This window comes from Leifsonia shinshuensis, from assembly GCF_014217625.1.
Classification (GTDB): Bacteria; Actinomycetota; Actinomycetes; order Actinomycetales; family Microbacteriaceae; genus Leifsonia; species Leifsonia shinshuensis_A.
Genome location: NZ_CP043641.1, coordinates 1219190 through 1245517, shown reverse-complemented (window position 1 = coordinate 1245517; position 26328 = coordinate 1219190). Strand labels below are relative to the sequence as shown.

Genomic DNA, 26328 nt, shown 5'->3' with positions numbered 1-26328 from the left:
GTGCGTCAGATCGCCGACCAGCCGCCGTCCGACGCGAGCACGACACCCGAGATGTTGGCGGAGTCGTCGCTCAGCAGCCAGGTGATCGCGGCCGCGAGCTGCTCGGGGTGCGCCACCGGCGGGACGTTGGTCTGCATGATCGGCCCGAGGCGCTCGCCGGCGAGCTGCGACTTGAAGGTGCCGTCCACGTTCGTGATGACGCCGCCCGGCGCCACGGCGTTGGTTCGGACGCCGTTCGGCGCGTAGAAGACGCTCGTGCTCTTGGTGAGGCCGACGACCGCGTGCTTGGACGCGGTGTAGGCCGCGCCCGCCGCCGAGCCGCGCAGGCCCGCCTCGGAGGACACGTTCACGATCGAGCCGCTGCCGGCCGCCACCATGAGCGGGAGGACCGCGCGGGTCAGGCGCATGATCGCGGTGACGTTGACGAGGAACACGCGGTCCCAGGTCGCGTCGTCGACCTCGGCGGCCGGGAGGAAGCCGTCCATGATGCCCGCGATGTTGGCGAGGGCGTCGACCTTCCCGCCCGCCGCCTCCAGCAGCGCCGCGATGGTCTCCTCGCTGGAGACGTCGCCGGCGACGGTGACGATGTCGAGTCCGGCGTTCTCCTCCACCAGGGCCGCCAGCCGCTCGGCGGAGATGTCGCTGCCGACCACGCGGGCGCCCTCGGACGCGAGGCGGAGGGCGGTGGCCTTGCCGATGCCGGAGCCCGCTCCGGTCACGATGGCGGTCTTTCCGGCGAAGCGGCCGGTTCCGTTGCTGCTCATACTGCTGTACTCCTTGAGTCGATGACGTCGTTGGCGCTCGATATGGGCGTCGATGTATTTATAACACCCAGTGCCATAATGGAGACCATGAATTCGCTCGAAGCCGAATCCACGCCGCGCCGCCGCGGCCGGCCCGCCGACGTCGACCCGGACCGCGTCGCGCTGCTGGCCTTGCGGCATTTCGAGCAGCACGGCTACGAGGCGACCACGATGGACGAGATCGCCGCGCTCGCCGGGATCGGGCGGCGGACGCTGTTCCGCTACTTCCCGTCCAAGCCCGACCTGGTCTGGGGCGGCCTGGAGCCGGTGGTCGAGCGGATGCACCAGGTCCTGGACTCGGCGCCGGCGGACGAGCGCCCGCGCGACGTGATCGCCCGCGCCATCACGGAGTCGCTCGACCTCGGCCCCGACGGGATCGAGGCGACCCGGTTCCGGCTGAGGCTGATGGCCTCCGACCCCGCGCTGATCGGTTTCGGGCTGACCCGGCTCGGCGCCAATCGCGACATCCTCGCGGAGTTCATCGCCCGCAGGCTCGGTGTGCCGGCGGACTCGCTGCGGGCGCAAGTGCTCGCCGACGCGATCAGCTCGGCGAACTTCTCGGCGCTGCTCTGGTGGGCGTCGCGCGGGGTGGGCGACGACCCGGCGGCGACAGCGGTGCAGGCGCTGGACGAGGTGCTGCGCGGGCTGCCCGGCTGACCCGGGCGCGAGTACCCTGGCGGCCATGCCGACCGTCACCGAATTCCCTCCCGGCACGCCCGTCTGGGCCGACCTCCAGACCTCCGACCGCGCCGCCGCGTCCTCGTTCTACCGGTCGCTGTTCGGCTGGCACGTCCCGGAGGCCGACCCTGCGCACGGCGGCTACGCGGTCGCCGAGCTGAGCGGAACGCCGGTCACCGCGATCGGGCCGTTCCCGCCCGGCATGGAGCGCCCGGTCTGGACCGTGTACTTCGCCGTGGCCGACATCGACGCGTCCGCCGCGGCGGCCACGGAGACCGGGGGAGCGGTGCTCCTGCCACCGGGCGAGCTCATGCCCGGCGTGCGGCTCGCCATCGTCGCGGACCCCGCAGGCGCCGTGCTCGGCCTCTGGCAGCGCGACCACGACGCGCCGTGGCTGCGCGACGAGCCGGGCGCGGTGGACTGGCTGGAGCTCGCCGCGCCCGACTACGAGGGCACCTTCCCGTTCTACGAGGCGGTGCTCGGCGTCGCCGTGAGCGAGATGCGCGTGAACGACGAGCCGTACGGCCTCTTCGACGTCGGCCCGGCCAACGTCGCCGGCGCGACCACGGCGGCGCCCGGCGTGCAGGCGCACTGGCTCGTCTACTTCGGCGTGGCCGACCTCGACGCCGCCGTGCTGCGGCTCACCGAGCTCGGCGGGAGCATCCTCGAGGCCCCGGTCGCGGCCGAGGGCGTCGGCCGCTGGGCGATCGTCGCGGACGCCCAGGGCGCCGGTTTCGGCCTGCTCGAGCCGGAGGCGCGATGAGGCTCTTCGCCGCCTCTCGCGCGGACTTCGCGCGCATCCCGGTCTGATAAACTCTTCAGGTTGCCGTCTGAACGGCCGCGGATAAAGAGAGCCCAGGCATTCGGCCCCGGGCACCGCGCAACGAGAGAAAGGGGATCCCCTCTATGGCACTGGATGCAGAGACCAAGAAGGCGATCATCGAAGAGTACGCGACCCACCCCGGTGACACCGGATCCCCCGAGGTTCAGGTCGCCATCCTGACCAAGCGGATCAAGGACCTCACCGAGCACCTCAAGGAGCACAAGCACGACCACCACTCGCGTCGTGGCCTGCTCCTCCTGGTCGGTCAGCGTCGCCGCCTGCTCGGCTACCTGTCGGACATCGACATCAACCGCTACCGCGCCCTCATCGAGCGCCTCGGTCTGCGTCGATAACGCAGCGTCGATAACGTCAGGTCGCACGCAGGTCGGTCTTCGATCGACAACGCGAGCTTCTTGCGAACGGGCCGTCACCTTCGGGTGGCGGCCCGTTCCGCGTTCCGCCCCCGACATTCGTCATGAATGTCGTGAATGAGGCCGCCAATCCCCACATTCGGCACGAGTCGCGCCATGCGATTGCGGTCACATTCGGCACGAATCTTCCGAAAGGGCTCACCAGACGCGAGATTCGGCACGAATCGCGCCCGCGTCAGTCGGTGTCGGCGCGGCGTGCGGCCACCACCCGGTCGATCAGCGTCGCCGCGACCAGCCCCGCCGCCGCCAGCGCCACCACGATCACCACGCCCACGAGCCCGATCACCGGCGACGCGAGCGGCGCCAGCAGCACCAGCAGGATGGCTATCCCGGTCTTCAGCGGGCGGATGACGACCTCCGGCACCAGCGGTGCGTGCAGCACGTAGAGCATCAGCAGGAACACCGCGACCGGCACCGCGATCGCGTACTCGACGGCGGCGTCCGACACCTCCGCGTGCGCTGCGCCGCGCTGCACCGCGACCTCCAGCCCGGCCCCGAGCGCGGCGAGCGACGCGAAGACGAAGTAGTGGCCGTAGCCCCAGTAGAACGACCTCCCGCGGTTCGACTGGAGCCCCTCCGCCGCGGGCTCCAGGAAGTACAGCCACCACAGCGCGAAGAGCAGCACCAGGCCGGCCGCCGCGATCAGGACCAGCGCGGGGGAGACGCCGTGCGCCGCCAGCGCGTTCTGCACGCCGATCGCGGAGGCCGAGACCGACTCGCCGAGGACGATGATCGTGAACAGGCCGTAGCGCTCCGCGATGTGGTGCGGGTGCCAGGAGGTCATCCCCGGCCGCTCCGCCCACACCGGCACCAGCAGTTCCAGCAGGGCGGCGAGCAGGAATGTCCAGAGCTTCAGTTCGACGGGCAGGAAGCCCCAGGCCACCCACAGCACCTGAACCGCCGCGATCCCAATCGCGTACCTGCGCGCCGTGGTCCGCCCGTCGGGATGCTCGATCGCCGCGCGCACCCACTGGCCCACCATCGCCAGCCGCATGATGACGTAGCCGATGATTATCGCGGTGAATTCCTGGCGCTCGAACGCGGCAGGCACTCCCGCCGCCAGCACCAGCACACCGCCCATCTGCAGCATCGTCATCAGCCGGTAGGGCACGTCGTCCGTGTCGTACGCCGACGCGAACCAGGTGAAGTTCATCCACGCCCACCAGATCGCGAAGAACACCATCAGATAGGGGCCGAGGGAGGCGAGAGCGTGGCCCTGCTCGCTCGCGCGCGCCAGCTGCGCGGACACCTGGGCGACCGCGACGACGAACGTGAGGTCGAAGAGCAGCTCGAGCGGGCTGGAGACGCGGTGCTCCTCATCGGTCGACCGACCGGACATCGGGATGCGGAAGGCGATGCTCATGTGCGCAAGCATAGGAGGATGCTCCACCGCGTCCTCCTCGCCGTCACCGCCGCCTACCTGCTGGTCGTGGCGTGGATCACGCTGAACCCGTTCCCGGCCGACCCGCACCGCAACACGCTGCTGGATGGGTTGCTGGCGACCTTCGCGTCGACGCAGCTGCTCGCCTGGGTCGACTACGACGTGGTGGAGTTCACGGCGAACATCCTGCTGTTCGTCCCGATGGGCGTCCTGTTCGCGGTGCTGCTCGGCCGCTGGCGGTGGTGGCTGGCGTTCGCGCTCGGCGCCGCGGCCACGCTGACGATCGAGTTCGTGCAGCTGTTCCTGCCGGCGCGGGTGAGCGACCCGCGGGACCTGCTCGCGAACGCTCTCGGGACGGTGATCGGGATCGCGCTGGTGGCGGTCGTTGCGGGAGGGCGCCGGTCGCGCCCGGATGCGACGCCCTCCCGCGGTCTGTGAGTCCCGGCCCGTTCGCTCAGTCCAGCCCGAACGCGGCCAGCTCGGCGTCGTCGAGCAGCCGGGACCGGATGAGGAACCGCTTGCCCTCCGGAGCCTCCACCGAGAACCCGCTGCCGCGGCCGTCGACCAAGTCGATCGTCAGGTGCGTGTACTTCCAGTACTCGAACTGGGCGGCCGACATGAACACGCGCACGGGGCCGATCCCGTCGACCTCCGGAGCGCCGAGCAGCACGTCGGAGGCGCCGACCCGGAACATCCCGACCGGATAGCACATCGGCGACGAGCCGTCGCAGCAGCCGCCGGACTGGTGGAACATGAGCGGGCCGTGGGCGGCCGCCAGCCGCCGCAGCATCGCTGCGGCGGCCGGCGTGACGTCCACGCGGGACGGGATGGTCTCCATCAGCCGAGGTCCCGTCGGCTCTAGAAGAACCCCATCGGGCCGTCGGCGTACGACACCAGCAGGTTCTTGGTCTGCTGGTAGTGGTCCAGCATCATCTTGTGGTTCTCCCGGCCGATGCCGGACTGCTTGTACCCGCCGAACGCCGCATGCGCGGGGTACTGGTGGTACGTGTTCGACCAGACCCGGCCGGCCTCGATCGCGCGCCCGGCCCGGTAGAGCTGCGACCCGTCGCGGCTCCAGACGCCGGCGCCCAGCCCGTACAGCGTGTCGTTGGCGGTCGCGATCGCGTCGTCGAAGCCGTCGAAGCTGGTCAGCGCGAGCACCGGGCCGAAGATCTCCTCCTGGAAGATCCGCATCGAGTTGACGCCCTCGAAAACGGTCGGCTGCACGTAGAACCCGCCGGCGAGGTCCCCGCCCAGGTCGGCGCGCTCGCCGCCGGTGAGCAGCTTCGCGCCCTCCTGCCGCCCGATGTCCATGTAGGAGAGGATCTTCTCCAGCTGGTCGTTGGAGGCCTGCGCGCCGATCATCGTGGAGACGTCGAGCGGGTCGCCCTGCGTGATGCGCTTCACGCGCTCCAGCCCGTCGGCGACGAAGCCGTCGTAGATCGACTTCTGCACCAGAGCGCGGGACGGGCAGGTGCAGACCTCGCCCTGGTTCAGCGCGAAGAACGAGAAGCCCTCCAGCGCCTTGTCGTAGAACGAGTCCTTCTGCGCCGCGACGTCCTCGAAGAAGATGTTCGGGCTCTTGCCGCCGAGCTCCAGCGTCACCGGGATCAGGTTCTCGCTCGCGTACTGCATGATCAGCCGGCCGGTCGTGGTTTCGCCGGTGAACGCGACTTTGCGGACGCGCGGGTGCGAGGCGAGCGGGGCGCCCGCCTCGAAGCCGAAGCCGTTGACGATGTTGAGCACGCCGTCCGGCAGCAGGTCGCGGATCAGGTCGAGGAGGACGTGGATGGAGGCCGGCGTCTGCTCAGCGGGCTTCAGCACCACGCAGTTGCCCGCGGCGAGGGCCGGCGCGAGCTTCCACGTGGCCATCAGGATCGGGAAGTTCCACGGGATGATCTGCGCGACGACGCCGAGCGGCTCGTGGAAGTGGTACGCGATCGTGTCGTGGTCGAGCTCGCTGATGCCGCCCTCCTGGGCGCGGATCGCACCGGCGAAGTAGCGGAAGTGGTCGATCGCGAGCGGGATGTCGGCCGCGAGCGTCTCGCGCACCGGCTTGCCGTTCTCCCAGGTCTCGGCGACGGCGAGCAGCTCGAGGTTGGCCTCCATGCGGTCGGCGATGCGGGTGAGCAGCAGCGCGCGCTCGGCGGCGGAGGTCCTGCTCCACTCGGGGAACGCAGCCCACGCGGCGTCCACGGCCCGGTCGACGTCGGCGGCGGTGCCGCGCGCGATCTCGGTGAACGGCCTCCCGGTCACCGGCGTGACGTCCTCGAAGTACTGGCCGCTCGCCGGGGCGACGTAGCGGCCGCCGATGAAGTGGTCGTAGCGGGTCGCGAAGCTCACGACGGAGCCCGCGGTGCCGGGCCGGGCGTAGACGCTCGGCTTCTCCGTGGCGACGGCCGCCGCAGCGCCGTCGGTCTGTTCCGGGCTCAGAGTCATTCGAGTCTCCCTTGACTGTCGCGTGCGCCCATCGCACGCCTCTGGTCCGGGAGGTTACGCAGCCGGAGGTTGCGTCCTGTTGCGCGACGTCAGGACTCGAGCTCGAGCAGCCGCGCCACGACCTGCGCGCGGCGGGGGGAGTGCGGCGGCAGCGCCTGGAGGGCCGCGCGCCAGATGTCCTCGTCGGCCGAGCCGCGCTCGGTCTCGCCCCAGGCGATCAGGAGGTCGGCCGAGCCGGACTCCAGCAGGGCCTCGCGCAGCCGGGCGATGACGTCCTCGCGCAGCTCCTCGACGCCGGGCGCGTCGGAGCCGGGGAGCGGGCCGCCGCCGTACGACGCGATCGCCGCCCGATGCGCGCCGCGGCGCTGCAGGTCGAGCACCGCGCCGAGGTCGGTCTCCAGCGGCGCCGCGAGCCGGTACGGGCGGGCGAGCGGGCCGAGCTCCGGGGCGATCGCGGCGATCGCCTTCCGCAGCCGCACGATCTCCGCGCGCAGGGTGACCGTGGAGGCCGGGTCGCCGTAGACCAGCTCGGCCAGCCGCTCCGCCGACAGGCCGTCGCGGTGCCACGAGAGCAGGGTGAGAAGCTCGCTGTGCCGCGCGCTCAGCGTCCCGGCCCGGCCGTCCGCTCCGGACAGCGCACCGGTGTCGCGGCCGAGGACGCGCAGTGCGGCGATGGCCGGACGCGGACGGTCGCGGCGGGCGGCGCCGGGTGTGCGCGCTTCCCGCAGCCGCGCGATGAGCAGCTCCCGCTCCACCGCGGCCGCCGTCGCCTCCAGCAGCGGCAGCACGTGCGGCTCGGCCACCTGGTCGCCGCCGGTCACATCGATCACGCCGATGATGTCGCCGGTCTCGGGGTCGCGCACCGGGACGGCCGTGCAGCTCCACGGCTTCACATCCTGCGCGAAGTGCTCGGCGCCTCGGATCTGCACGCCGTCGCCGATCGCGAGCGCGGTGCCGGGCGCCGAGGTGCCGACGTCGCCCTCGGCCCAGGCGGACCCCGGCACGAACAGCATCGACTCGGCCCGCCTCCGCAGCACGGGGTCGCCTTCCACCCAGAGCAGCCGGCCGCGGGCGTCGCCGACCGCCACGACCACCCGGCTGTCCGGCTCGGCGTCGCGCACGAGCAGCTGCCGGATCACCGGCAGGGCGGCCGCGATGGGATGACTGCGCCTGGCATCCTCCAGTCCGGGACCGTCCAGGACGAGCGGGGCGGCGACGGCGGGGTCCAGGTGCGCCTGCTCGGCGCGCCGCCAGGAGGCGTCCACCACGGGCCGCAGCCCGGGATGCTGAGCGCCCTCCAGGGCGTCGACGGCGTCGTCCATGCGCAGCATCGTACGCGGTGCCGCGCATTGCTGAGTACGGTGGTCGCGTGCGCACCATCCTGAAGGAACACCCCGACGCGCCCGCGCGGTTCTTCGAGGCGGAGGCCGCGGGCCTGAGCTGGCTCGCCGAGGCCGAGCGCGACGGCGGCGCCCGCGTCGTGCGCGTCGCGGACGTCGGCCCCGGCCGGATCGAGCTGGAGGAGATCCAGGAGACCCGCCCGAGCGCCGGCGCCGCCCGCGCGTTCGGCGCCGCACTCGCGGCCACGCACGCCGCAGGGGCCGCCGCCTTCGGCGCCCCGCCCGACGGCTGGGACGGGCCGCTCTTCATCGGTCGCCGGCCGCTCCCGGTCGCCCGCGAGGACTCCTGGGGCCTCTTCTACGCGCGGGACCGCGTCCGGCCCTACCTCGACCCTGCGGTGGCGGCCGGCAACCTGACCGCAGAGCAGCGGGAGGTGGTCGACGCCGCCCTGGAGCGGGTGGAGGCCGGCGACTTCGACGACGACGAGCCTCCCGCGCGGCTGCACGGCGACCTCTGGACCGGCAACGTGCTCTGGTCGCCGGAGGGCGCCGTGCTCATCGACCCGGCCGCGCACGGCGGCCACCGCGAGACGGACCTGGCCATGCTGGCGCTGTTCGGCGCGCCCGGGCTGGACGACATCCTCGCCGCGTACGACGCCGCCCGGCCGCTGCGCGCCGCATGGCGGGAGCGCGTTCCGCTGCACCAGCTGCACCCGCTCGCGGTGCACGCCGCAGGGCACGGGCCGTCCTACGGCGCGGCCCTGGCGGACGCCGCGCGGGCGACGCTCGCGCTCCGATAGCGGAATTCCGGCCTCCTAAGCACCACGACTGATAGGATTCCGGTGGTCGGCCGAACGCCGGCCGGTGGAGCAGGCTGGCAGGAGCTGGTCCTCGGTGGTGGTATCCGGATGCGCTGTGCGAGAGGCACAACCGCAACCGTGTATTTCTACTGATGGCCAGACGGGCTCAGCCCCACGCACCCGCATGGGATGCCGCGTACACGAAACCGTGTCGAACTGCCTGCTCGCTCCGTTGTGGAGTCGCGCCCAGACGGGGCTGCGACGTTAAACAAAGGAGAAAGACCTCTTGGAAGGTCCCGAAATCAAGTTCGCCGAAGCCGTCCTCGACAATGGACGCTTCGGCACCCGCACCGTCCGGTTCGAGACCGGACGCCTCGCCCAGCAGGCGCAGGGCGCCGTCGCCGCCTACCTCGACGAGGAGACCATGCTGCTGAGCGCGACGAGCGCCAGCAAGCACCCGAAGGACAACTTCGACTTCTTCCCGCTGACCGTCGACGTCGAGGAGCGCTCGTACGCCGCCGGCAAGATCCCCGGCTCGTTCTTCCGTCGTGAGGGCCGCCCCTCGACCGAGGCGATCCTGGTCTGCCGCCTGATCGACCGCCCGTTGCGCCCGTCGTTCGTCGACGGCCTCCGCAACGAGGTCCAGATCGTCATCACCGTCCTCAGCATCGCTCCGGACGAGTTCTACGACGCGCTCGCCATCAACGCGGCCAGCGCCTCCACCCAGATCTCCGGCCTGCCGTTCTCCGGCCCGATCGCCGGTGTGCGCCTCGCGCTCATCCCCGGCAACGGCCAGCACGAGGACCAGTGGATCGCCTTCCCGAAGGCCTCGCAGCTCGAGGAGGCCGTCTTCGACCTCGTCGTCGCCGGCCGCGTCCTCACCAACGAGGACGGCACCGAGGGCGACGTCGCGATCATGATGGTCGAGGCGGAGGCCACCGAGGGCAGCTGGAACCTGATCCAGGGCGGCGCCGTCAAGCCGAACGAGGAGGTCGTCGCCCAGGGTCTGGAGGCCGCCAAGCCGTTCATCCGCCAGCTGGTCGGCGCGCAGACCGTGCTCGCCTCGCAGGCGGCGAAGGCGATCGCCGACTACCCGGTCTTCCTGCCCTACTCGCAGGAGACCTACGACAACGTCGCCGGCCTCGCCTACGACGAGCTCGTGAACGTCTACCAGATCGCCGATAAGGTCGAGCGCCAGAACGCCGACGACGCCCTCAAGGAGCGCGTCAAGGTGGCCCTCACCGAGAAGGTGGAGGCCGGCGTGCTCGACGCGGAGGTGCTCACGCAGCTCTCCGCCGCCTACAAGTCGGTGTCCAAGGTGGTCATGCGCGGCCGCGTGCTGCGCGAGGGCATCCGCATCGACGGCCGCGGCCTGACCGACATCCGTCCGCTCGACGCCGAGGTGCAGGTCATCCCGCGCGTCCACGGCTCGGCCATCTTCCAGCGCGGCGAGACCCAGATCCTGGGCGTCACCACGCTGAACATGCTCAAGATGGAGCAGCAGATCGACTCGCTGTCGCCTGTCACGAAGAAGCGCTACCTGCACCACTACAACTTCCCGCCGTACTCGACCGGTGAGACCGGCCGCGTCGGCTCGCCGAAGCGTCGCGAGATCGGCCACGGCTTCCTGGCCGAGCGCGCGCTCGTTCCGGTGCTGCCGACCCGCGAGGAGTTCCCGTACGCGATCCGTCAGGTCTCCGAGGCGCTGAGCTCCAACGGCTCGACGTCGATGGGCTCGGTCTGCGCCTCCACCCTGTCGCTGCTGAACGCCGGTGTGCCGCTGCGCGCGCCGGTCGCCGGCATCGCCATGGGCCTGATCTCCGACGTCGTCGACGGTGAGACCCGCTACGCGGCGCTCACCGACATCCTGGGCGCGGAGGACGCGCTCGGCGATATGGACTTCAAGGTCGCAGGCACCAGCGAGTTCGTCACCGCGATCCAGCTCGACACCAAGCTCGACGGCATCCCGTCGTCGGTGCTGGCGGGCGCGCTCAAGCAGGCCAAGGATGCTCGTACGACCATCCTCAGCGTGCTGAACGCCGCGATCGACACCCCGGACGAGATGGCCCCGACCGCGCCGCGCGTGATCTCGGTCCAGATCCCGGTCGACAAGATCGGCGAGCTGATCGGCCCGAAGGGCAAGACGATCAACGCGATCCAGGACGAGACCGGCGCCGAGATCTCCATCGAGGAGGACGGCACCGTCTACATCGGCGCCACCGACGGCCCCTCGGCCGAGGCGGCCCGCGCCCAGGTCAACGCGATCGCGAACCCGACGAACCCGGAGGTCGGCGAGCAGTTCCTCGGAACCGTCGTCAAGATCGCCGCGTTCGGCGCGTTCATCTCGCTGCTGCCCGGCAAGGACGGCCTGCTGCACATCTCCGAGGTGCGCAAGCTCGCCGGTGGCAAGCGCGTCGAGAACGTCGAGGACGTCCTCGGCGTCGGCCAGAAGATCCTGGTGGAGATCACCAAGATCGACGACCGTGGAAAGCTGTCGCTCGCCCCGGTCCTCGCCGAGGAGGCGGACACCCAGGGTCGCGACGCGGCCTCCGAGGGTCCCGCCGCCCCCGCCGAGGGCGCCGTGGAGACCGTCGAGAGCTGAGCTCCCGCACGTAACGAAGGCCGCGCCGACGAAAGTCGGTGCGGCCTTCGCCGTTCCCGCCTCCGAACATTCGTGACGAATGTCGTGAATGACGCGAACTTTCGCGACATTCGTCACGAATGTTCAGGTCAGGCGCCGCGGGTCAGCAGGGGCCGCAGCCGGTAGGGGATCAGCTCGCCCATGTCGAGGGAGGTCTCGGCGCGCTCGACGCCGTCGGTGGACTGGATCGCGCCCGTGATGCGGAACAGGTCCTCCGCGTCCGTGCAGACCACCCGCAGCAGCAGGTCGGACGGCCCGGACAGTCCGTGCGCCTGCACGATCTCCGGGATCCCCGCCAGGTGCTCCACGATCCCGGCGAGCTTCTGCTGCTGCACGTGCACCGTCACGAAGGCCGCCAGAGGGTAGCCGGCGGCGGTCGCGGAGATACGCCGCTCGAACGACAGGAACGCCCCGTTCCGCTCCAGTTCGGCGACCCGCGCCTGCACCGTGTTGCGGCTGAGGCCGAGCCGGTCGGCGAGGGAGACGTTGGTCGACCGGGGGTCGTCGGCGAGCGCGACGAGGATGCGTCGGTCGGTGCTGTCGAACGTGCGCATAGTGTGAAAGCTAGCACCTCAACACGAGCAGCGACAGTGCACTCTGCACGGTCGACACGCCGTCGGTTGTGCGGCCTGATCGTGGAGCGTAGCCTTTCGAGTAATTCCGGCAAGGAGGCCGGAAGCCGGTCGTGCCTGCCACAAGCGGGCGGCCGGACGCGAGAGTGAAGGTTGCGTGAACCGTGACGATCGACAATCAGCCCGACACCCGACTGGACGACGTCCACCTTCCGGCCGGCGCCGACACCGTCCGGCTTCTGACTCCCGAGGGCGTGCGCACCAGCGACGTCCGCTTCGACGCCTGGGTCTCCGACATCGGCCCGCAGCAGCTGCTCGGCCTCTACGAGGACATGGTCGTCATCCGCCGCATCGACTCCGAGGCGACCGCCCTGCAGCGCCAGGGCGAGCTGGGCCTGTGGCCGCCGCTGCTCGGCCAGGAGGCCTCCCAGATCGGCTCCGGCCGTGCGCTCCGCCGTGACGACTTCGTCTTCTCCAGCTACCGCGAGCACGGCGTGGCCTACTGCCGCGGCGCGGGCCTGGTCGACCTGCTCCGGGTGTGGCGGGGCACGACGCAGTCCGGCTGGAACCCCTACGACATCAACATGGCGACCCCGCAGGTCATCATCGGCGCCCAGACCCTCCACGCCACCGGCTACGCCATCGGCATCCAGGCCGACGGCACCGACGCCGCCGCGGTCGCGTACTTCGGCGACGGCGCGACCTCCGAGGGCGACGTGAACGAGGCGCTGATCTTCGCCGCGACCTACGCGGCCCCTGTCATCTTCTTCTGCCAGAACAACCAGTACGCGATCTCCGAGCCGGTCGGCCTGCAGGCGCAGCGCCCGATCGCCGAGCGCGCCCCCGGCTTCGGCGTGCCGAGCGTCCGGGTCGACGGCAACGACGTGCTGGCGGTCATGGCGGTGACCCGTTCCGCCCTCGACCGCGCCCGTAGCGGAGGCGGCCCGACCTTCATCGAGGCCGTCACCTACCGGATGGGCCCGCACACCACCGCCGACGACCCGAGCCGTTACCGCGACCCGGCCGAGCTGGACGAATGGCGCGCCAAAGACCCGATCGCCCGGGTGGAGGCGTACCTCGCCGCGGAGGGCCTGCTCACCCCGGAGGCGCTCACCGCCATCCAGGAGCACGCCGACCGCGTCGCCGCCGAGATGCGCCAGGGCGTCGTCGCGCTGCAGGACCCGGATCCGCTGTCGGTCTTCGACAACGTGTACGCCGAGCCGCACACGGGTCTCGCCCGCGAGCGGGACCACTACTCGCGCTACCTGCGCACGTTCGTGGGCGGTGACCGATGACCGCACTGACCATGGCCAAGGCCATCAACGCCGGCCTCCGCCGTTCGCTCGCCGAGGACGACAGGGTCGTCCTGATGGGCGAGGACATCGGCACGCTCGGCGGCGTCTTCCGGGTGACCGACGGCCTCCAGACCGAGTTCGGCCCACGTCGCGTCATGGACTCGCCGCTGGCGGAGTCCGGCATCCTCGGCACCGCTGTCGGGATGGCGTACCGCGGGCTGCGTCCCGTGGTGGAGATCCAGTTCGACGGCTTCATCTACCCGGCGTTCGACCAGATCGTCAGCCAGGTGGCGCGCATGCACTACCGGACCGCTGGCGCCGTGCGCATGCCGATCACCATCCGCGTGCCGTTCGCGGGCGGCATCGGCGCGGCCGAGCACCACTCCGACTCGCCCGAGGCGTACTTCGCGCACGCCGCGGGGTTGCGGGTCGTGAGCCCGTCGACCCCGCAGGACGCGTACACGCTCATCCAGCAGGCCATCGCGTCCGACGACCCCGTGCTGTTCTTCGAGCCGAAGCGGCGCTACCACGCCAAGGGCGAGGTGGACGAGGAGGCCGCGCTCGCGGACGCCCGCCCGATGGGCACCGCGCAGGTCCTCACCTCGGGAAGCGACGTCACTCTGGTGACCTACGGCGGCCTGGTGCAGATGGCGTCGGACGCGGCGCTCGCGGCCGGGGACGAGGGCATCTCGGTGGAGGTCGTGGACCTCCGCTCGCTCTCGCCGCTCGACCTCGACACGGTCGCGGCGTCGGTGCGGAAGACCGGCCGCCTGGTCGTCACGCACGAGGCCGCGCTGTCCGGCGGCCTCGGGGCGGAGATCTCCGCCTCCATCACGGAGCGCTGCTTCTACCACCTGGAGCACGCGCCGGTGCGCATCACCGGCCACGACATCCCGTACCCGCCCGCCCGGCTGGAGGCCCACCACCTGCCCGACCTCGACCGGATCCTCGACGGCATCGACCGCGTCATGGACCGCCCGAACTCGCTGAGCGGAGTGGAGGACTGATGGCGGTCAAGGACTTCGCCCTCCCGGACCTCGGCGAGGGACTCACCGAGTCGGAGCTGGTGAGCTGGCATGTCGCCGTGGGCGACACGGTGCGGCTCAACCAGATCATCGCGGAGGTGGAGACGGCCAAGGCGCTGGTCGAGCTGCCCGCGCCCTACGAGGGCACGGTGTCGCGGCTGTACGTCGAGCCCGGCGTGACGGTGGCGGTGGGGGAGCCGCTGGTCGCGTTCGAGGTGGCGGGTGCCGCCGGGGCCGACCCGGACCCCGCTGCGGCGGAGTCCGCCGGGGCCGCGGAGCCGGTGGAGGCCCGCGAGGCGGTGCTCGTCGGCTACGGCGCGCGCCCGGACGCCAAGGGACGGCCTGCTCGGCGGGCACGCCCGGGACTCGGTTCGCCTGCGGCGGCTCCGGTCGCGGCGCAGCCTGCCGCATCGGCGCCGATCGCGCCACCGCCCGCAGCGGAGCCTGCCGCCTCCCGCGCGTCGACGGCCGACAGCGCGGTGGGCGAGCGCCCGCGCGCGACCCCTCCGGTCCGCAAGCTGGCCCGCGAGCGCGGCATCGACCTCGCCGCGGTCACCGGCACGGGCGAGCGCGGGCTCGTGACGCGTGCCGACCTCGAAGCGTTCGCGTCGGCGCCGGCGGCTACCGCACCGGCGGAGGCCGCGCCCGGCGAGCTTCGCATCCCGATCAAGGGCGTCCGCAAGGCGACCGCCGACGCGATGGTCCGCAGCGCGTTCGGTGCTCCGCAGGCGACGGTCTTCCTCACGGTCGACGTCACGCCGACGACCGAGCTGATCGAGCGCCTGCGCGCCCGGCCCGACCTCGCCGACGCGCGCCCCGGCCTCCTCGCCGTGGTCGCGAAGGCGATGTGCCTGGCGGCGCGGCGCACGCCGGAGGTCAACTCGAAGTGGGACGAGGCCGCCCAGGAGATCGTGCAGACCCGCGCGATCCACCTCGGCATCGCCGCGGCGACCCCGCGCGGTCTGCTGGTGCCGGTGATCCGCAATGCTGACGGCCACTCGCTGGCCGAGCTGTCCGGGGCGATCCGCGACCTCGCCGTCACCGCGCGCTCGGGCAAGACGCCGCCGGCCGCGCTGACCGGCGGGACGATCACGATCACCAACGTCGGCGTGTTCGGCGTGGACGCGGGCACCCCGATCCTCACCCCGGGGGAGGCCGCGATCCTGGCCGTCGGAGCGGTGCGCCGTCAACCGTGGGAGCACAGGGGCGAGATCGCCCTGCGCGACGTGCTCACGCTCGCGCTGACGTTCGACCACCGGATCGTGGACGGCGAGCAGGGCTCCCGTTTCCTCGCCGACATCGGCCGCATCCTGGCGGACCCCGCCTCCGTCCTCACCCTCGTCTAACCGTCGAAGGGCACGTAAACGCCCCTAAAAGCGCCTCATAAGGGCGTCTACGTGCCCCTCGGCGACGGGTCAGGCGTGGAGGGCGGCGTTGAGTTCGACGCCGGTGCCGGAGCGGCGGAGGACCTCCACGGCGCCGGTGAGCGAGTTGCGGCGGAACAGCAGCCCGGGCACGCCGGAGAGCTCGACCGCCTTGATCGTCTGCGGGCGGCCGTCTGCGGTCGCAGGGCCGTCGACCACGACCACCTTCGTGCCCGCCGTGACGTAGAGCCCGGCCTCCACGACGGTGTCGTCGCCGATCGAGATGCCGATGCCGGAGTTCGCGCCGAGCAGCGCGCGCTCGCCGATCGCGACGCGCTGGGTGCCGCCGCCGGAGAGCGTGCCCATGATGGACGCGCCGCCGCCGATGTCCGAGCCGTCGCCGACGACCACGCCCTGCGAGATCCGGCCCTCCACCATCGAGGAGCCCAGCGTGCCCGCGTTGAAATTGACGAAGCCCTCGTGCATCACCGTCGTGCCGGGCGCGAGGTGCGCCCCGAGACGCACCCGGGAGGCGTCCGCGATGCGCACCCGGTCGGGCGTCACGTAGTCGAGCAGGCGCGGGAACTTGTCGATCCCGGTCACGTGGATGCCGGCGCGCTGCAGCGTCGGCCGCAGCCGGTCCAGGTCGGCAGGGAGGACCGGCCCGGCGTTGGTCCAGGCGACGATCGGCAGGTGCGCGAAGATCCCGTCGAGGTTCACCGTGTTCGGCCGCGCGAGCAGGTGCGAGAGCAGGTGCAGCCGGAGGTAGGCGTCCGGCGTGGAGGCCGGGGCGGTGTCGAAGTCGATCTCCACCGTCACGATGTCGATGCGCACATTGCGGCGGGCGTCCTCGCCGGCGAGCTCCTCGAACTCGGCGGGAGCGATCCAGCGCTCGCGGCCGGCGGGGAGGCGGCCGAGCTGCGGCTCGGGGAACCAGGTGTCGAGCACGGTGCCGTCCCCGGCGATCGTGGCCAGCCCGTACCCCCAGGCGGAGCGGGCGTTCGCGGACGCGGCGGACTCGTCAGGAAAGTCGGAAGGCATGCCCCTAGATTAGTAGCGTGCCTCTCGACCTCAGCGCCTCGTCCATCGACCTCACCCGGCAGATCTGCGACATCGAGTCGGTGTCCGGCAACGAGAAGTCCCTCGCGGACGCGATCGTGGAGACCCTGTCCCCGCTGCCGCACCTGGAGATCATCCGTGACGGCGACACCGTCGTGGCGCGTACGAACCTCGGCCGCGAGCGCCGCGCGCTGATCGCCGGCCACATCGACACGGTCCCGCTGAACGGCAACCTGCCGACCCGGTTCGAGGAGGACGGCGGCGTGCGCTACCTCTGGGGCCGCGGCACGGTCGACATGAAGGCCGGTGTCGCCGTGCAGCTCAAGCTCGCCGCAGAGCTCACCGATCCCGCCATCGACGTGACCTGGATGTGGTACGACCACGAGGAGGTCAACGCCGAGCTGAACGGCCTCGGCCGCCTCGCCCGCAACCGGCCCGACCTGTTCGTCGGCGACTTCGCGATCCTGGGCGAGCCGAGCAACGGCGTCGTGGAGGGCGGCTGCAACGGCAACCTGCGCGTCGAGGTGCGCGCCTACGGGCTGCGCGCCCACTCGGCCCGCGGCTGGGTCGGCGAGAACGCCATCCACAAGATCGCTCCGGTCCTCGACCTGCTGGCCGGCTACACCGCCCGCGAGGTGGAGGTCGACGGCCTGGTGTACCGCGAGGGCCTGAACGCCGTCGGCGTCTCGGGCGGCGTCGCGGGCAACATCATCCCCGACGAGGCGATGGTGCACATCAACTACCGGTTCGCACCCTCCCGCAGCTCGGAGGAGGCCATCGCCTACATGCACGAGCTCTTCGACGGCTACGAGATCACCGTGGTGGACCGCGCCGACGGCGCGCGTCCCGGTCTCGACGCGCCGCTCGCGCAGGAGTTCCTGGCCGCGGTCGGCGGCGTCGCCAAGCCCAAGTACGGCTGGACGGACGTCGCCCGGTTCAGCGCGCTCGGCATCCCCGCGGTCAACTACGGCCCAGGCGACCCCCTGAAGGCGCACGCCGACGACGAGCGCGTCGACGTGGAGCAGATCGTCTCGGTGGAGGCCGGTCTCCGTGCCTGGCTCAGCGGTTCCCGCGCCCGCTGAGGCCGACGAGGCGGCGCTGACGCCGCGCGGCCCCTGGTGGTCGCGCTGGTGGGTGCGTGTCCTCGGCGTCTTCCTCGCCAGCCGGGTGGTCACCACCGTCATCCTGCTGATCTTCGCCGCCAACCAGGGCAAGAACCCCTGGACCGGCGCGCACCCCGACTACTTCTCGTTCGCGACCATCTGGGACGGCCTCTGGTACAACATCGTCGCGGTCAGCGGCTACCCGGCGTCCCTGCCGTCGGCCGACGGCCTCCACGTGACCGAGAACGCCTGGGCGTTCCTGCCGGGCTACCCGGGCCTCGTCGACGCGGTGATGTTCCTGACCCGGCTGCCGTGGTCGCCCGCCGCGGTGCTGGTGTCGCTCGTCTGCGCGGCCGGCGCTGCTCTGGTGTTCTACCGGCTGATGCTGCGCGTCGGGCTCGGCGCGTCCACGAGCATGTTCGCGGTCGTGCTGTTCTGCTTCTCGCCGGTCTCGCCGCTGTTCCAGCTCGCCTACGCCGAGTCGCTCTACCTGCTGCTGCTCGCCGGCGCGCTGCTGCTCCTGGTCGAGCGGAGGTACGGCTGGCTGTTCCCCGTCGTGCTCGCGATGGCGTTCACCCGGCCGAGCGGGCTGGCCTTCGCGCTCGCGGTCGGCCTCCACGTGGTCTACCGGTGGCTGCGCCGACGCGACGAGCCGTTCCCGGTGCGGGAGCGGGTGCTGAGCGTGTCGCTCGCGGTCTTCAGCGCGGTCGCCGGAGTCGCCTGGCCCGCGATCGCCGCGATGGCCACCGGCTCCTGGACCGCCTACACGGACACCGAGCTCGCCTGGCGCGCGCCGTACATCGGCTACACGCACCTCGTGCCGTTCACGCCGTGGTTCCAGGGCGCGGACTGGTGGGCGAGCGTGATGCTCGGCGTGCCGGGCTGGATCGGCGTGATCGCGCTCGTGCTGCTGGTGGCCGTCTACGCCGTGCTGCTGTTCTCTCCCGCCGTCCGCCGGCTCGGGGTCGACCTCCGGTTCTGGATCGCCGCCTACTCGCTGTACCTGTTCGCGGTGTTCTTCCCGCAGTCGAGCACGTTCCGCCTCCTCATGCCGCTGTTCCCGCTGCTGGGCGCCGTCGCGATGCCGAAGAGCCGGGTGTACCGGGTCGGGATGGTCGTCCTCTTCGTGGCGCTGCAGGTCGGCTGGATCGCGATCTGCTGGGGCGTGGACGGGGCCGACTGGTCGCCGCCGTGATCGGCTCCTGACCACCGTCTCGCGCGCGGCCCATTGCGCCTGGGGTAGACCGGCGATTTCCCCCGTCAGCCGCGGATGACGGATAATAGACACGACATCCACGAAAGGGGAGCTGCATGGCGGCCATGAAGCCGAGGACCGGGGACGGGCCGATGGAGGCTGTGAAGGAGGGACGGCTCATCATCGTGCGGGTGCCGCTCGAAGGTGGGGGACGTCTGGTCGTCTCCGTCAACGACGCGGAGGCCAAGGAGCTTCACGACGCTCTCGCGAGTGTCGTGAGCGCGTCCTGACGACGTACCCGACTGAACGAGATACCCGAGAAGGGGCCCCGAGCGATCGGGGCCCCTTCCTCGTTGTACGGAACCTCGTTGTCCGGGACGGCCGTCAGGGCATCAGCTTGGTGATCTGCAGCAGCCCGTCGCCGGCGGGCGAGAGCGCGCTGATCACCGCACCGGAGGCCGCTGTCTCGGTGATCAGCGTGCGGTAGCCGGTCGACAGCGGGTCGCGCGCCGCGGGGTCGGCGACCCGGCCGCGCCAGAGCGCGCGGGCGACCAGGACCGTGCCGCCCGGGCGGACCAGGCGGAGGCCGTGCTCGACATACTCGATGACCGACTGCGGGTCGGCGTCGATGAAGACGATGTCGTAGGAGTTCTCGTTCATCCGGGGGAGCACGTCGAGCGCGTGCCCGGTGATGAGCCGGACGCGGTTGGCCGCGACGCCCGCCTCGGTGAAGAACGTGCGGGCGTGCTGCTGGTGGTCCACCTCGATGTCGATGCTGGTGAGCTGCGCCTCGGCGCCACCGTGCAGCAGCCAGAGCCCGGAGACGCCGACGCCGGTGCCGATCTCCACGATGTTCTCGGCCTTGGTCGCGGCGACCACGACGGCCGCCTGCGCGCCCGTGCTGGGAGCGATCGGGTCGACGCCCAGCTCCAGCGACTGCTGCCGGGCTCGGACGATCACCTCGCTCTCGACGATGACGTCGTCGGCGAATCTCCAGTTCGAGTCCTTGTCAGACACGTGTCTCCCGTCGGTGGCCTCGGTCCAGAATAGGCCCAGTCGATCCAGCATTCGTGCAGCCGCGCGCGATACTCTGTATGTGTGTTCGGCCTGACCTTCGAGAAGCTCCTCATCGTAGCTGTGATCGCCGCGTTCCTCATCGGGCCGGAACGGCTTCCGCTCTACGCGGGCAAGCTGCGGCAGTTCGTGCGCACGGTGCGCGACTTCGCCGACGGCGCCAAGGACCGCATGAAGGAGGAGATGGGGCCGGAGTTCGACGACGTCGACTGGAAGAAGCTCGACCCCCGTCAGTACGACCCTCGCCGCATCATCCGCGAGGCCCTGCTGGACGACGCCCCCGCGCCGTCCGCGATCAAGCCGGTGACGCCGTCGGCGCTGACCCAGCGGTCGAGCCTCCCTCCCGGCACGGTGCCGCCGTTCGATCCCGAATCCACCTGAGCGGCGCCGACCGCCTGAGCGCCCGTACAGAATCGCTCGCGCGTCGCTGACGCACTGCGCCCCGATACGACTCTGCATCCCATACGATGCGGGAATGATCGCAACGCAGCAGTCGCTGACCCGGGCGACCGTCGCCCGTTACGCCGTCGGCTCGCTCGGCACCGGAGGCTTCGCGACGCTCCCGGGGCTGGTCCTCGTCTACTACCTGACCGACAGCCTCGGCGTCGCCGCGATCGCCGCGGGCCTCGTCGTGACCGTCGCGAAGGTGTGGGACGTGATCATCGACCCCGTGATCGGCGCGCGCAGCGACCGGATGCTCGCCGCGCGCGGGTCGCGCCGGCCGATGATGCTGCTGGGCGCGGTGGCGCTGCCGGTGTTCTTCCTGCTGACCTTCGCCGTCCCGTCCGGGACCGCAGCCGTGCCCGCGGCGGTGTGGGTGTTCGTGGCGTTCCTGCTGACGGCGACCGTGTTCAGCCTGTTCCAGGTGCCGTACATCGCCCTCCCGGCCGAGCTCGCGTCGGGTTACGACGAGCGCACCCGCCTGCTGACCTGGCGGGTCGTGGTGCTCACGTTCGCGATCCTGCTATTCGGCGCCGGCGGCCCGGCCCTGCGCTCGCTCGGCGGCGGGAACGACTTCGCCGGCTACTTCCTGATGGCGCTCGTCGCGGGCGTCGTGATCGGCGCCGGGATGCTCGTCTCCGCCTTCGTCGCGCCGCGGCAGCTGCCCGCCGAGGTCCTGCCGCCGCGGGAGGGCGTTCTGACGACCCTGCGCACGAACTACGCCGCGGGGATCGGCGCGCTGCGTGACAGCCAGCCGTTCCGCGCCCTTCTGCTCACGTTCCTCCTGCAGGGCCTGGCGACCGGGATGATGCTGGCCGGCGCGAACTACGTGGCGACCTGGGTGCTGCACTCGGAGGACGCCGTCACCTTCCTCTTCATCGCGCTGATCGGCCCCGCGCTGGTCGTCACGCCGCTGTGGGGCGTCGTCGCGCGCCGGATCGGCAAGGAGCGCGGCTTCCTGCTCGCGAGCGTCCTGTTCGGGGTGGCGGCGCTCTCGATGGTGCTGCTGGTCTGGTTCCCCGGCGCCTGGGTGTACCTGCCCGTCGCGGTCGCCGGGGCCGCGTACGCGGGCATGCAGTCGCTGCCGATGGCGATGCTGCCCGACGTGATCTCGCACGACGCGCGCCACAACGGGCCCGGCCGGGCGGGGACGTTCGGCGGGATGTGGACGGCGGGGGAGACCACCGGCATGGCGCTCGGGGCGACCGTGCTCACCATCGTGCTCGCGCTCACCGGCTACATCGCGCGCTCGGCGTCGGACGCGGCCGCAGTGGCCGGGGGCGCGACCCAGCCCGCGGAGGCCGTGACCGGGATCGTGTTGAGCTTCAGCCTCATCCCCGCGGCGATCATCGCTGCGAGCCTGGCGCCGCTGTTGCGGTACCGGCTGCGGAAGGGAGACGTCGATGACGCCCTTTGACCGGAACGCCATCCTGAGCCGCCTCGCGGGCCTGCGGGCCGCGGACGCGCCGACGCACGGCGGCCACGTGCTCAGCTACGTGTACGACTCCGGGATCGCGGAGCTCGACGAGCTGGCGGCGGCCGCGGTGCGGATGGTGCAGCCGGTGAACGGGCTCGACCCCACGACGTTCACCTCGGTCGCCGTGATGGAGCGGGAAGTGCTCGGCTTCGCCCGCGAGCTGCTGCACGGCGGCGACGACGTGGTCGGCTCGGTCACCTCCGGCGGCACCGAGTCGTGCCTGCTCGCGGTGAAGACCGCGCGAGAGGCCTGGCGCGCGCGTGGCGGCTCCGGCGTGCCGCGCATCGTGGCGCCGGTGACCGTGCACGCGGCGTTCCACAAGGCAGCCGAGTACTTCGGGCTGGAGCTGGACCTGGTGCCGGTCGACTCCGACACCGGCAGTCTGGACGCAGCTCTGCTGATCGAGCGCCTGGGCCCGGACGTCGCACTCGCGGTCGTCTCCGCGCCGTCGTACCCGTACGGCTCGCTCGACCCGGTCGAGGAGGTCGCCGCGGCGTGCGACGAGGCCGGGGTCGACCTCCACGTGGACGCCTGCATCGGCGGCTGGATCCTGCCGTTCTGGCGCGAGCCGGACGGGTCGGCGCTGCCGGCGTGGGACTTCCGCGTCGCCGGGGTCACCAGCCTGTCGGCCGACCTCCACAAGTTCGGCTACGCGCCGAAGGGCGCCAGCGTGCTGCTGCAGCGCGGGCGCGACCGGCAGCGGCTGCAGTACTTCGCGACGACCGGCTGGCCGGGCTACCCGGTGGTGAACCCGACCCTGCTCGGCTCCAAGTCGGCCGGCGCTCTCGCGGCGTCGTGGGCGATCATCCAGGCGCTCGGGGCGCGCGGCTTCGCCTCGCTCGCGGAGGCCTGCCTGCGGGCCACCCGCACGCTCGCCGACATCGTCGGCGACATCGAGGGGCTGCGGGTCGTGGGATCGCCGACCGGGCCGCTGCTGGCGGTCGCGGCCGACGACGCCGTGCCGGAGGACCGCAGGGTCGACCCGCACCACTGGGCCGACCGGGCGCGCCGGCGCGGCTGGCACCTCCAGCTCCAGCCGGGGCTGACGCAGCCCGACGGCACGCACCTGACGCACACCACGCACCTGACGATCACGCCGGTCACCCGCGACCGCCTCGACGAGCTGGAGGCCGCCCTGCGGGCCTCCGCGGACGACGTACGTGGCGTGCCGGCGGTGGACGCCGCGGCGGCGCTGTCGGCGCTGCCGCCGCTCGGCGACCGGCCGCTGGACTCGGACACCGCCGCCGCCCTGCTGCGCGCCGTGGGGATCGCGGGCGACGCCCCCGGCCTCCCGGACGAGCAGGCGCCGCTGCTGGCGCTGATCGAGGCGTTGCCGCGCCCGGTGACCGAGCGCCTGCTGGTGGAGCTCCTGGCCCGGATCGTGGAGCCCGCCTAGCGGGTCGAGAGCGGGAGCTTGCGCCGCGGGAGGTCGCGGGGACGCACCGCGAGGCTCGCGGCGACCGCGCGGATCGCCGCAGCGGCCGGGTCCTGCGGGTCGGTGACCACGATCGGCGCCCCGGCGTCGCCCCCGGTGCGCAGCGGCACGCTGAGCGGGACGCTGGCCAGCAGCGGCACCGCCTCGTCCTGTCCGGCCGAGAGCCGCCGCGCGACCTCCGCGCCGCCGCCGGAGCCGAACAGTTCCAGCACGCTGCCGTCCGGCTGCACGAGCCCGGCCATGTTCTCCACGACGCCGACGATTCGCTGGCCGGTCTGGCGGGCGACCACGCCGCTGCGCTCGGCCACATCGGCGGCGGCTGGTTGCGGGGTGGTGATCACGAGCACCTCGGCCTGCGGCAGGAGCTGGCCGACCGAGATCGCGACGTCTCCTGTCCCTGGCGGGAGGTCGAGGAGCAGGACATCCAGGTCGCCGAAGAACACATCGCCCAGGAACTGCTGGATCGTGCGGTGCAGCATCGGGCCGCGCCAGGCGACGGCCGCCGACGAGGAGTCCACGAACATCCCGATCGAGATGACCTTCACGCCGTAGGCGACCGGCGGCAGGATCATGTCGTCCACGCGGGTCGGCCGCACGGCGACGCCGTCCGCGTCGGTCAGGCCGAGCAGTCCGGGGATCGAGAAGCCGTGCACGTCGGCGTCCACCAGGCCGACCCGGAGGCCGCGCTCGGCGAGCGCGACGGCGAGGTTCGCGGTGACGGTGGACTTGCCCACACCGCCCTTGCCGCTGGTGACGGCGTAGACGCGGGTCAGCGAGTCGGGGCCGAACTGCTGGGCGCGCGCAGCCCGTCCGCCGCGCAACTTCTCGGTGAGCGCCGCGCGCTCGGCGGGCGTCATCACGGAGACGTCGACCGTCACGTCGGTGACGCCGGGGACGGAAGCCGTGGCGGCGCGCACGTCCCGCTCGATCTTGTCGGCCGCAGGGCAGCCGACGATGGTCAGCTTCACGCGCACGGTCGCGTGGCCGTCGCCGGACACCTCCACCCCGCCGATCATGTCCAGCTCGGTGACCGGCTTGCGGATCTCGGGGTCGAGGACGCCGGAGAGGGCGCGCCCGATCAGCTCGGCGACGCCCGGACCGGACGGGACCGGGTCAGGCACGTGCGCGTCCGGTCTCGGCGGGGTCGCCCTTGTCCAGGTCCTCCAGCAGGGCGCGCAGCTCGGCGCGGATGAAGTCCTTCGTCGCCATGTCCTTGACCGCCAGGCGCAGGGCGACGACCTCCCTCGCCAGGTACTCGGTGTCGGCGAGGTTCCGCTCGGCGCGCTGGCGGTCCTGCTCGATCTGCACGCGGTCGCGGTCGTCCTGCCGGTTCTGCGCGAGCAGGATGAGCGGGGCGGCGTACGACGCCTGCAGCGACAGCACCAGCGTCAGGGCGATGAAGCCCAATGCCGCGGAGTCGAAGCGCCAGGCGGTCGGAAGGAGGGTGTTCCACAACATCCAGGCCGCGACGAAGACGGTCAGCCCGACGATGAACCACGGCGTCCCCATGGCGCGCGCGATCCACTCCGTGAACCGGCCGAACCGGTCGCTCTGCTCCAGCGGGTCGCGCCGGGGGATCACCGACGTGCGGAGGCCCTTCGGGGCGTCCAGACTGGCGTCCTGCTTACCTCGTGCCACTTCCGCCCCTCCTTCCGTTCACGATGCGGATACTGCCGGTCTCGTCGGACGGCGCCTTGACGGGCTCGTCCTCGTCCTGACTTCGCCAGTCGTCGGGGAGCAGGTAGTCGAGGATGTCGTCGATGGTCACCACCCCGACGAGCCGGTGCTTCTCGTCCACCACCGGGACGGAGACGAGGTTGTAGCTGGCGAGGATGCGGGAGACCTCGGCGGCGGAGGTGTCGGCCGTCACCGGCTCCAGGCTCGGGTCGAGCAGGGTGCCGAGACGGACGTGCGGCGGGTAGCGCAGCATCCGCTGGAAGTGCACCATGCCGAGGAACCGCCCGGTGGGCGCCTCGTACGGCGGCAGCGTCACGCAGACGGCGGCGCCGAGCGCCGGAGCGAGCTCGTGGCGGCGGATGAGCGCGAGACCCTCCGCGACCGTGGCGTCGGCCGACACGATGATCGGCTCGGTCGTCATGAGGCCGCCGGCGGTCTCCGGCGCATAGCTGAGCAGCATGCGCACGTCGTCGGCCTCCTCGGGCTCCATCAGCTCCAGGAGGTGCTCGCCACGCTCGTCGGAGAGCTGGGCGATGAGGTCGGCGGCGTCGTCGGGCTGCATCTGGTCGAGCACGTCGGCGGCGCGGTCGTCGTCGAGCTTCGCGAGGATCTGCACCTGCTCGCTCTCCGGCATCTCCTCGAGCACGTCGGCGAGCCGGTCGTCGGGAAGCTCCTCCGCCACCTCCAACATCCGCTGCTGCGGGAGGTCGAGGAGGGTGTTGGCGAGGTCGGCGGGCTTCAGCTCCGAGTAGGCGGCGATCAGCTGCTCGGCGGACTGCGCCTCGCCGCGGGCCTGCTTCTCGCGCACCTCGTTCCAGGCGGCGAACGTCGTCTGGCCCTTGCCGAACGGGGAGGCGCCGGACTTGGGCCGCCGCACGAAGAGCTGGCTCACCGCCCACTCGCCGGTCGCGGACTCCTGGATGGCGACATCCTCGATCGTCGCCTCGCCGGTGCCGTCGGTGAAGACGACCTTGCGCCCCAGGAGCTCCGCGATGACCCGGACCTCGCCGCCGCGCTGCTCGAACCGGCGCACGTTGATGAGCCCGTTGGTGATGATCTGGCCGCTGGAGATGCTGGTCACCCGGCCGATCGACAGGAACACGCGGCGCTTGCCCGGGATCTCGACGATCAGCCCGACCACGCTGGGCGGATCGTCCTTGCGGTACACCACCAGCACGTCGCGCACCTTGCCGACCCGGTCGCCGACCGGATCGAACACGCTGGTGCCGGCCAACCGGGCGACGAAGATACGGGTGCTCACGTCTAATAACTTAA

At 71.8% G+C, this 26328-nt stretch carries 26 protein-coding genes; 15 read left to right on the top strand and 11 right to left on the bottom strand.

Annotated elements, in window-relative coordinates:
• Positions 1–5: 5 nt before the first annotated feature.
• Positions 6–764, bottom strand: a complete 759-nt coding sequence (locus tag F1C12_RS06020; RefSeq protein ID WP_185277892.1) for an SDR family NAD(P)-dependent oxidoreductase — start codon at positions 762–764, stop codon at positions 6–8.
• Positions 765–851: 87 nt separating this feature from the next.
• On the opposite strand from F1C12_RS06020, the gene F1C12_RS06015 reads away from it, so the two are divergent.
• The 3 genes from F1C12_RS06015 (at position 852) to rpsO (ending at position 2657) form a co-directional block, all read left to right on the top strand.
• Positions 852–1460, top strand: a complete 609-nt coding sequence (locus tag F1C12_RS06015) for a TetR family transcriptional regulator (protein ID WP_185277891.1) — start codon at positions 852–854, stop codon at positions 1458–1460.
• A 25-nt stretch (positions 1461–1485) separates the two neighbouring features.
• Positions 1486–2244 carry a VOC family protein gene (locus F1C12_RS06010; protein WP_185277890.1) on the top strand — a complete coding sequence of 253 codons (759 nt, stop codon included), beginning with the start codon at positions 1486–1488 and terminating at the stop codon, positions 2242–2244.
• 143 nt (positions 2245–2387) lie between these two features.
• Positions 2388–2657: a 30S ribosomal protein S15 gene (gene rpsO, locus F1C12_RS06005; RefSeq protein WP_185277889.1), complete on the top strand. Its 270-nt coding sequence runs from the start codon at positions 2388–2390 to the stop codon at positions 2655–2657.
• 253 nt (positions 2658–2910) lie between these two features.
• Here rpsO and F1C12_RS06000 read toward each other — a convergent pair whose 3' ends face one another.
• Positions 2911–4098, bottom strand: a complete 1188-nt coding sequence (locus F1C12_RS06000) for a low temperature requirement protein A (protein ID WP_258046140.1) — start codon at positions 4096–4098, stop codon at positions 2911–2913.
• Between the two features lie 18 nt (positions 4099–4116).
• Between F1C12_RS06000 and F1C12_RS05995 the strand changes: the two genes are divergently transcribed.
• Positions 4117–4554 (top strand): VanZ family protein, encoded by a 438-nt coding sequence (locus tag F1C12_RS05995; protein ID WP_185277887.1) that lies wholly within the window; start codon positions 4117–4119, stop codon positions 4552–4554.
• Positions 4555–4570: 16 nt separating this feature from the next.
• Here the strand turns inward: F1C12_RS05995 and F1C12_RS05990 are convergent, their stop codons facing one another.
• The 3 genes from F1C12_RS05990 to F1C12_RS05980 form a co-directional block, all read right to left on the bottom strand.
• The gene (locus F1C12_RS05990) at positions 4571–4954 is read right to left on the bottom strand and encodes a DUF779 domain-containing protein (RefSeq protein WP_185277886.1); all 384 of its coding nucleotides are present in this window, start codon (positions 4952–4954) and stop codon (positions 4571–4573) included.
• Between the two features lie 20 nt (positions 4955–4974).
• Positions 4975–6555, bottom strand: coding sequence for an acetaldehyde dehydrogenase ExaC (gene exaC / locus F1C12_RS05985; protein WP_185277885.1), 1581 nt, complete (start codon positions 6553–6555; stop codon positions 4975–4977).
• Positions 6556–6644: 89 nt separating this feature from the next.
• The gene (locus F1C12_RS05980) at positions 6645–7877 is read right to left on the bottom strand and encodes a GAF domain-containing protein (RefSeq protein ID WP_185277884.1); all 1233 of its coding nucleotides are present in this window, start codon (positions 7875–7877) and stop codon (positions 6645–6647) included.
• Positions 7878–7933: 56 nt separating this feature from the next.
• Here F1C12_RS05980 and F1C12_RS05975 point away from each other — a divergent pair, with 56 nt between their 5' ends.
• Both F1C12_RS05975 and F1C12_RS05970 read left to right on the top strand, forming a co-directional pair.
• The gene (locus F1C12_RS05975; RefSeq protein ID WP_185278812.1) at positions 7934–8695 is read left to right on the top strand and encodes a fructosamine kinase family protein; all 762 of its coding nucleotides are present in this window, start codon (positions 7934–7936) and stop codon (positions 8693–8695) included.
• 286 nt (positions 8696–8981) lie between these two features.
• The gene (locus F1C12_RS05970) at positions 8982–11297 is read left to right on the top strand and encodes a polyribonucleotide nucleotidyltransferase (protein WP_185277883.1); all 2316 of its coding nucleotides are present in this window, start codon (positions 8982–8984) and stop codon (positions 11295–11297) included.
• Positions 11298–11425: 128 nt separating this feature from the next.
• Here F1C12_RS05970 and F1C12_RS05965 read toward each other — a convergent pair whose 3' ends face one another.
• The gene (locus F1C12_RS05965; protein WP_185277882.1) at positions 11426–11890 is read right to left on the bottom strand and encodes an Lrp/AsnC family transcriptional regulator; all 465 of its coding nucleotides are present in this window, start codon (positions 11888–11890) and stop codon (positions 11426–11428) included.
• A gap of 188 nt (positions 11891–12078) precedes the next feature.
• On the opposite strand from F1C12_RS05965, the gene pdhA reads away from it, so the two are divergent.
• Genes pdhA through F1C12_RS05950 form a run of 3 tightly spaced genes read left to right on the top strand, consistent with a single transcriptional unit; the run spans position 12079 to position 15574 of the window.
• Positions 12079–13203 (top strand): pyruvate dehydrogenase (acetyl-transferring) E1 component subunit alpha, encoded by a 1125-nt coding sequence (pdhA, locus tag F1C12_RS05960; protein WP_185278811.1) that lies wholly within the window; start codon positions 12079–12081, stop codon positions 13201–13203.
• A complete protein-coding gene (locus tag F1C12_RS05955) occupies positions 13200–14210 on the top strand; it encodes an alpha-ketoacid dehydrogenase subunit beta (RefSeq protein WP_185277881.1) in 1011 nt (336 codons plus the stop codon). Before pdhA ends, F1C12_RS05955 begins: the two co-directional genes overlap by 4 nt.
• On the top strand, positions 14210–15574 hold the full coding sequence (locus F1C12_RS05950) for a dihydrolipoamide acetyltransferase family protein (protein ID WP_185277880.1): 1365 nt from the start codon (positions 14210–14212) through the stop codon (positions 15572–15574). Before F1C12_RS05955 ends, F1C12_RS05950 begins: the two co-directional genes overlap by 1 nt.
• A gap of 69 nt (positions 15575–15643) precedes the next feature.
• Here the strand turns inward: F1C12_RS05950 and dapD are convergent, their stop codons facing one another.
• Complete coding sequence (gene dapD, locus F1C12_RS05945) at positions 15644–16633, bottom strand: 2,3,4,5-tetrahydropyridine-2,6-dicarboxylate N-succinyltransferase (protein WP_185277879.1); 990 nt, start codon at positions 16631–16633, stop codon at positions 15644–15646.
• 17 nt (positions 16634–16650) lie between these two features.
• On the opposite strand from dapD, the gene dapE reads away from it, so the two are divergent.
• The 3 genes from dapE (at position 16651) to F1C12_RS05930 (ending at position 19239) form a co-directional block, all read left to right on the top strand.
• Positions 16651–17733: a succinyl-diaminopimelate desuccinylase gene (gene dapE, locus F1C12_RS05940; RefSeq protein ID WP_185277878.1), complete on the top strand. Its 1083-nt coding sequence runs from the start codon at positions 16651–16653 to the stop codon at positions 17731–17733.
• Positions 17702–18949 carry a hypothetical protein gene (locus F1C12_RS05935; RefSeq protein ID WP_185277877.1) on the top strand — a complete coding sequence of 416 codons (1248 nt, stop codon included), beginning with the start codon at positions 17702–17704 and terminating at the stop codon, positions 18947–18949. The genes dapE and F1C12_RS05935 overlap by 32 nt, the downstream gene beginning before the upstream one ends.
• Positions 18950–19065: 116 nt before the next feature.
• On the top strand, positions 19066–19239 hold the full coding sequence (locus F1C12_RS05930) for a DUF3117 domain-containing protein (protein ID WP_021764147.1): 174 nt from the start codon (positions 19066–19068) through the stop codon (positions 19237–19239).
• Between the two features lie 94 nt (positions 19240–19333).
• Here the strand turns inward: F1C12_RS05930 and F1C12_RS05925 are convergent, their stop codons facing one another.
• Positions 19334–19966 carry an O-methyltransferase gene (locus F1C12_RS05925; RefSeq protein ID WP_185277876.1) on the bottom strand — a complete coding sequence of 211 codons (633 nt, stop codon included), beginning with the start codon at positions 19964–19966 and terminating at the stop codon, positions 19334–19336.
• A gap of 81 nt (positions 19967–20047) precedes the next feature.
• Between F1C12_RS05925 and F1C12_RS05920 the strand changes: the two genes are divergently transcribed.
• The 3 genes from F1C12_RS05920 to F1C12_RS05910 all read left to right on the top strand — a co-directional run bounded on the left by F1C12_RS05920 (position 20048) and on the right by F1C12_RS05910 (position 23337).
• A complete protein-coding gene (locus F1C12_RS05920) occupies positions 20048–20404 on the top strand; it encodes a Sec-independent protein translocase TatB (protein WP_185277875.1) in 357 nt (118 codons plus the stop codon).
• Positions 20405–20498: 94 nt separating this feature from the next.
• Entirely contained in the window at positions 20499–21881 is a 1383-nt protein-coding gene (locus F1C12_RS05915; protein WP_185277874.1) for an MFS transporter, read from the top strand.
• Entirely contained in the window at positions 21868–23337 is a 1470-nt protein-coding gene (locus F1C12_RS05910) for a pyridoxal phosphate-dependent decarboxylase family protein (protein ID WP_185277873.1), read from the top strand. Before F1C12_RS05915 ends, F1C12_RS05910 begins: the two co-directional genes overlap by 14 nt.
• Here the strand turns inward: F1C12_RS05910 and F1C12_RS05905 are convergent.
• Genes F1C12_RS05905 through F1C12_RS05895 form a run of 3 tightly spaced genes read right to left on the bottom strand, consistent with a single transcriptional unit; the run spans position 23334 to position 26314 of the window.
• Positions 23334–24497, bottom strand: a complete 1164-nt coding sequence (locus F1C12_RS05905) for an Mrp/NBP35 family ATP-binding protein (protein WP_185277872.1) — start codon at positions 24495–24497, stop codon at positions 23334–23336. The two genes, F1C12_RS05910 and F1C12_RS05905, sit on opposite strands and share 4 nt — an antisense overlap.
• Entirely contained in the window at positions 24490–25014 is a 525-nt protein-coding gene (locus F1C12_RS05900) for a DUF1003 domain-containing protein (RefSeq protein WP_185277871.1), read from the bottom strand. Before F1C12_RS05900 ends, F1C12_RS05905 begins: the two co-directional genes overlap by 8 nt.
• Positions 25001–26314 carry a magnesium transporter MgtE N-terminal domain-containing protein gene (locus F1C12_RS05895; RefSeq protein WP_185277870.1) on the bottom strand — a complete coding sequence of 438 codons (1314 nt, stop codon included), beginning with the start codon at positions 26312–26314 and terminating at the stop codon, positions 25001–25003. The genes F1C12_RS05900 and F1C12_RS05895 overlap by 14 nt, the downstream gene beginning before the upstream one ends.
• Positions 26315–26328 lie beyond the last annotated feature (14 nt).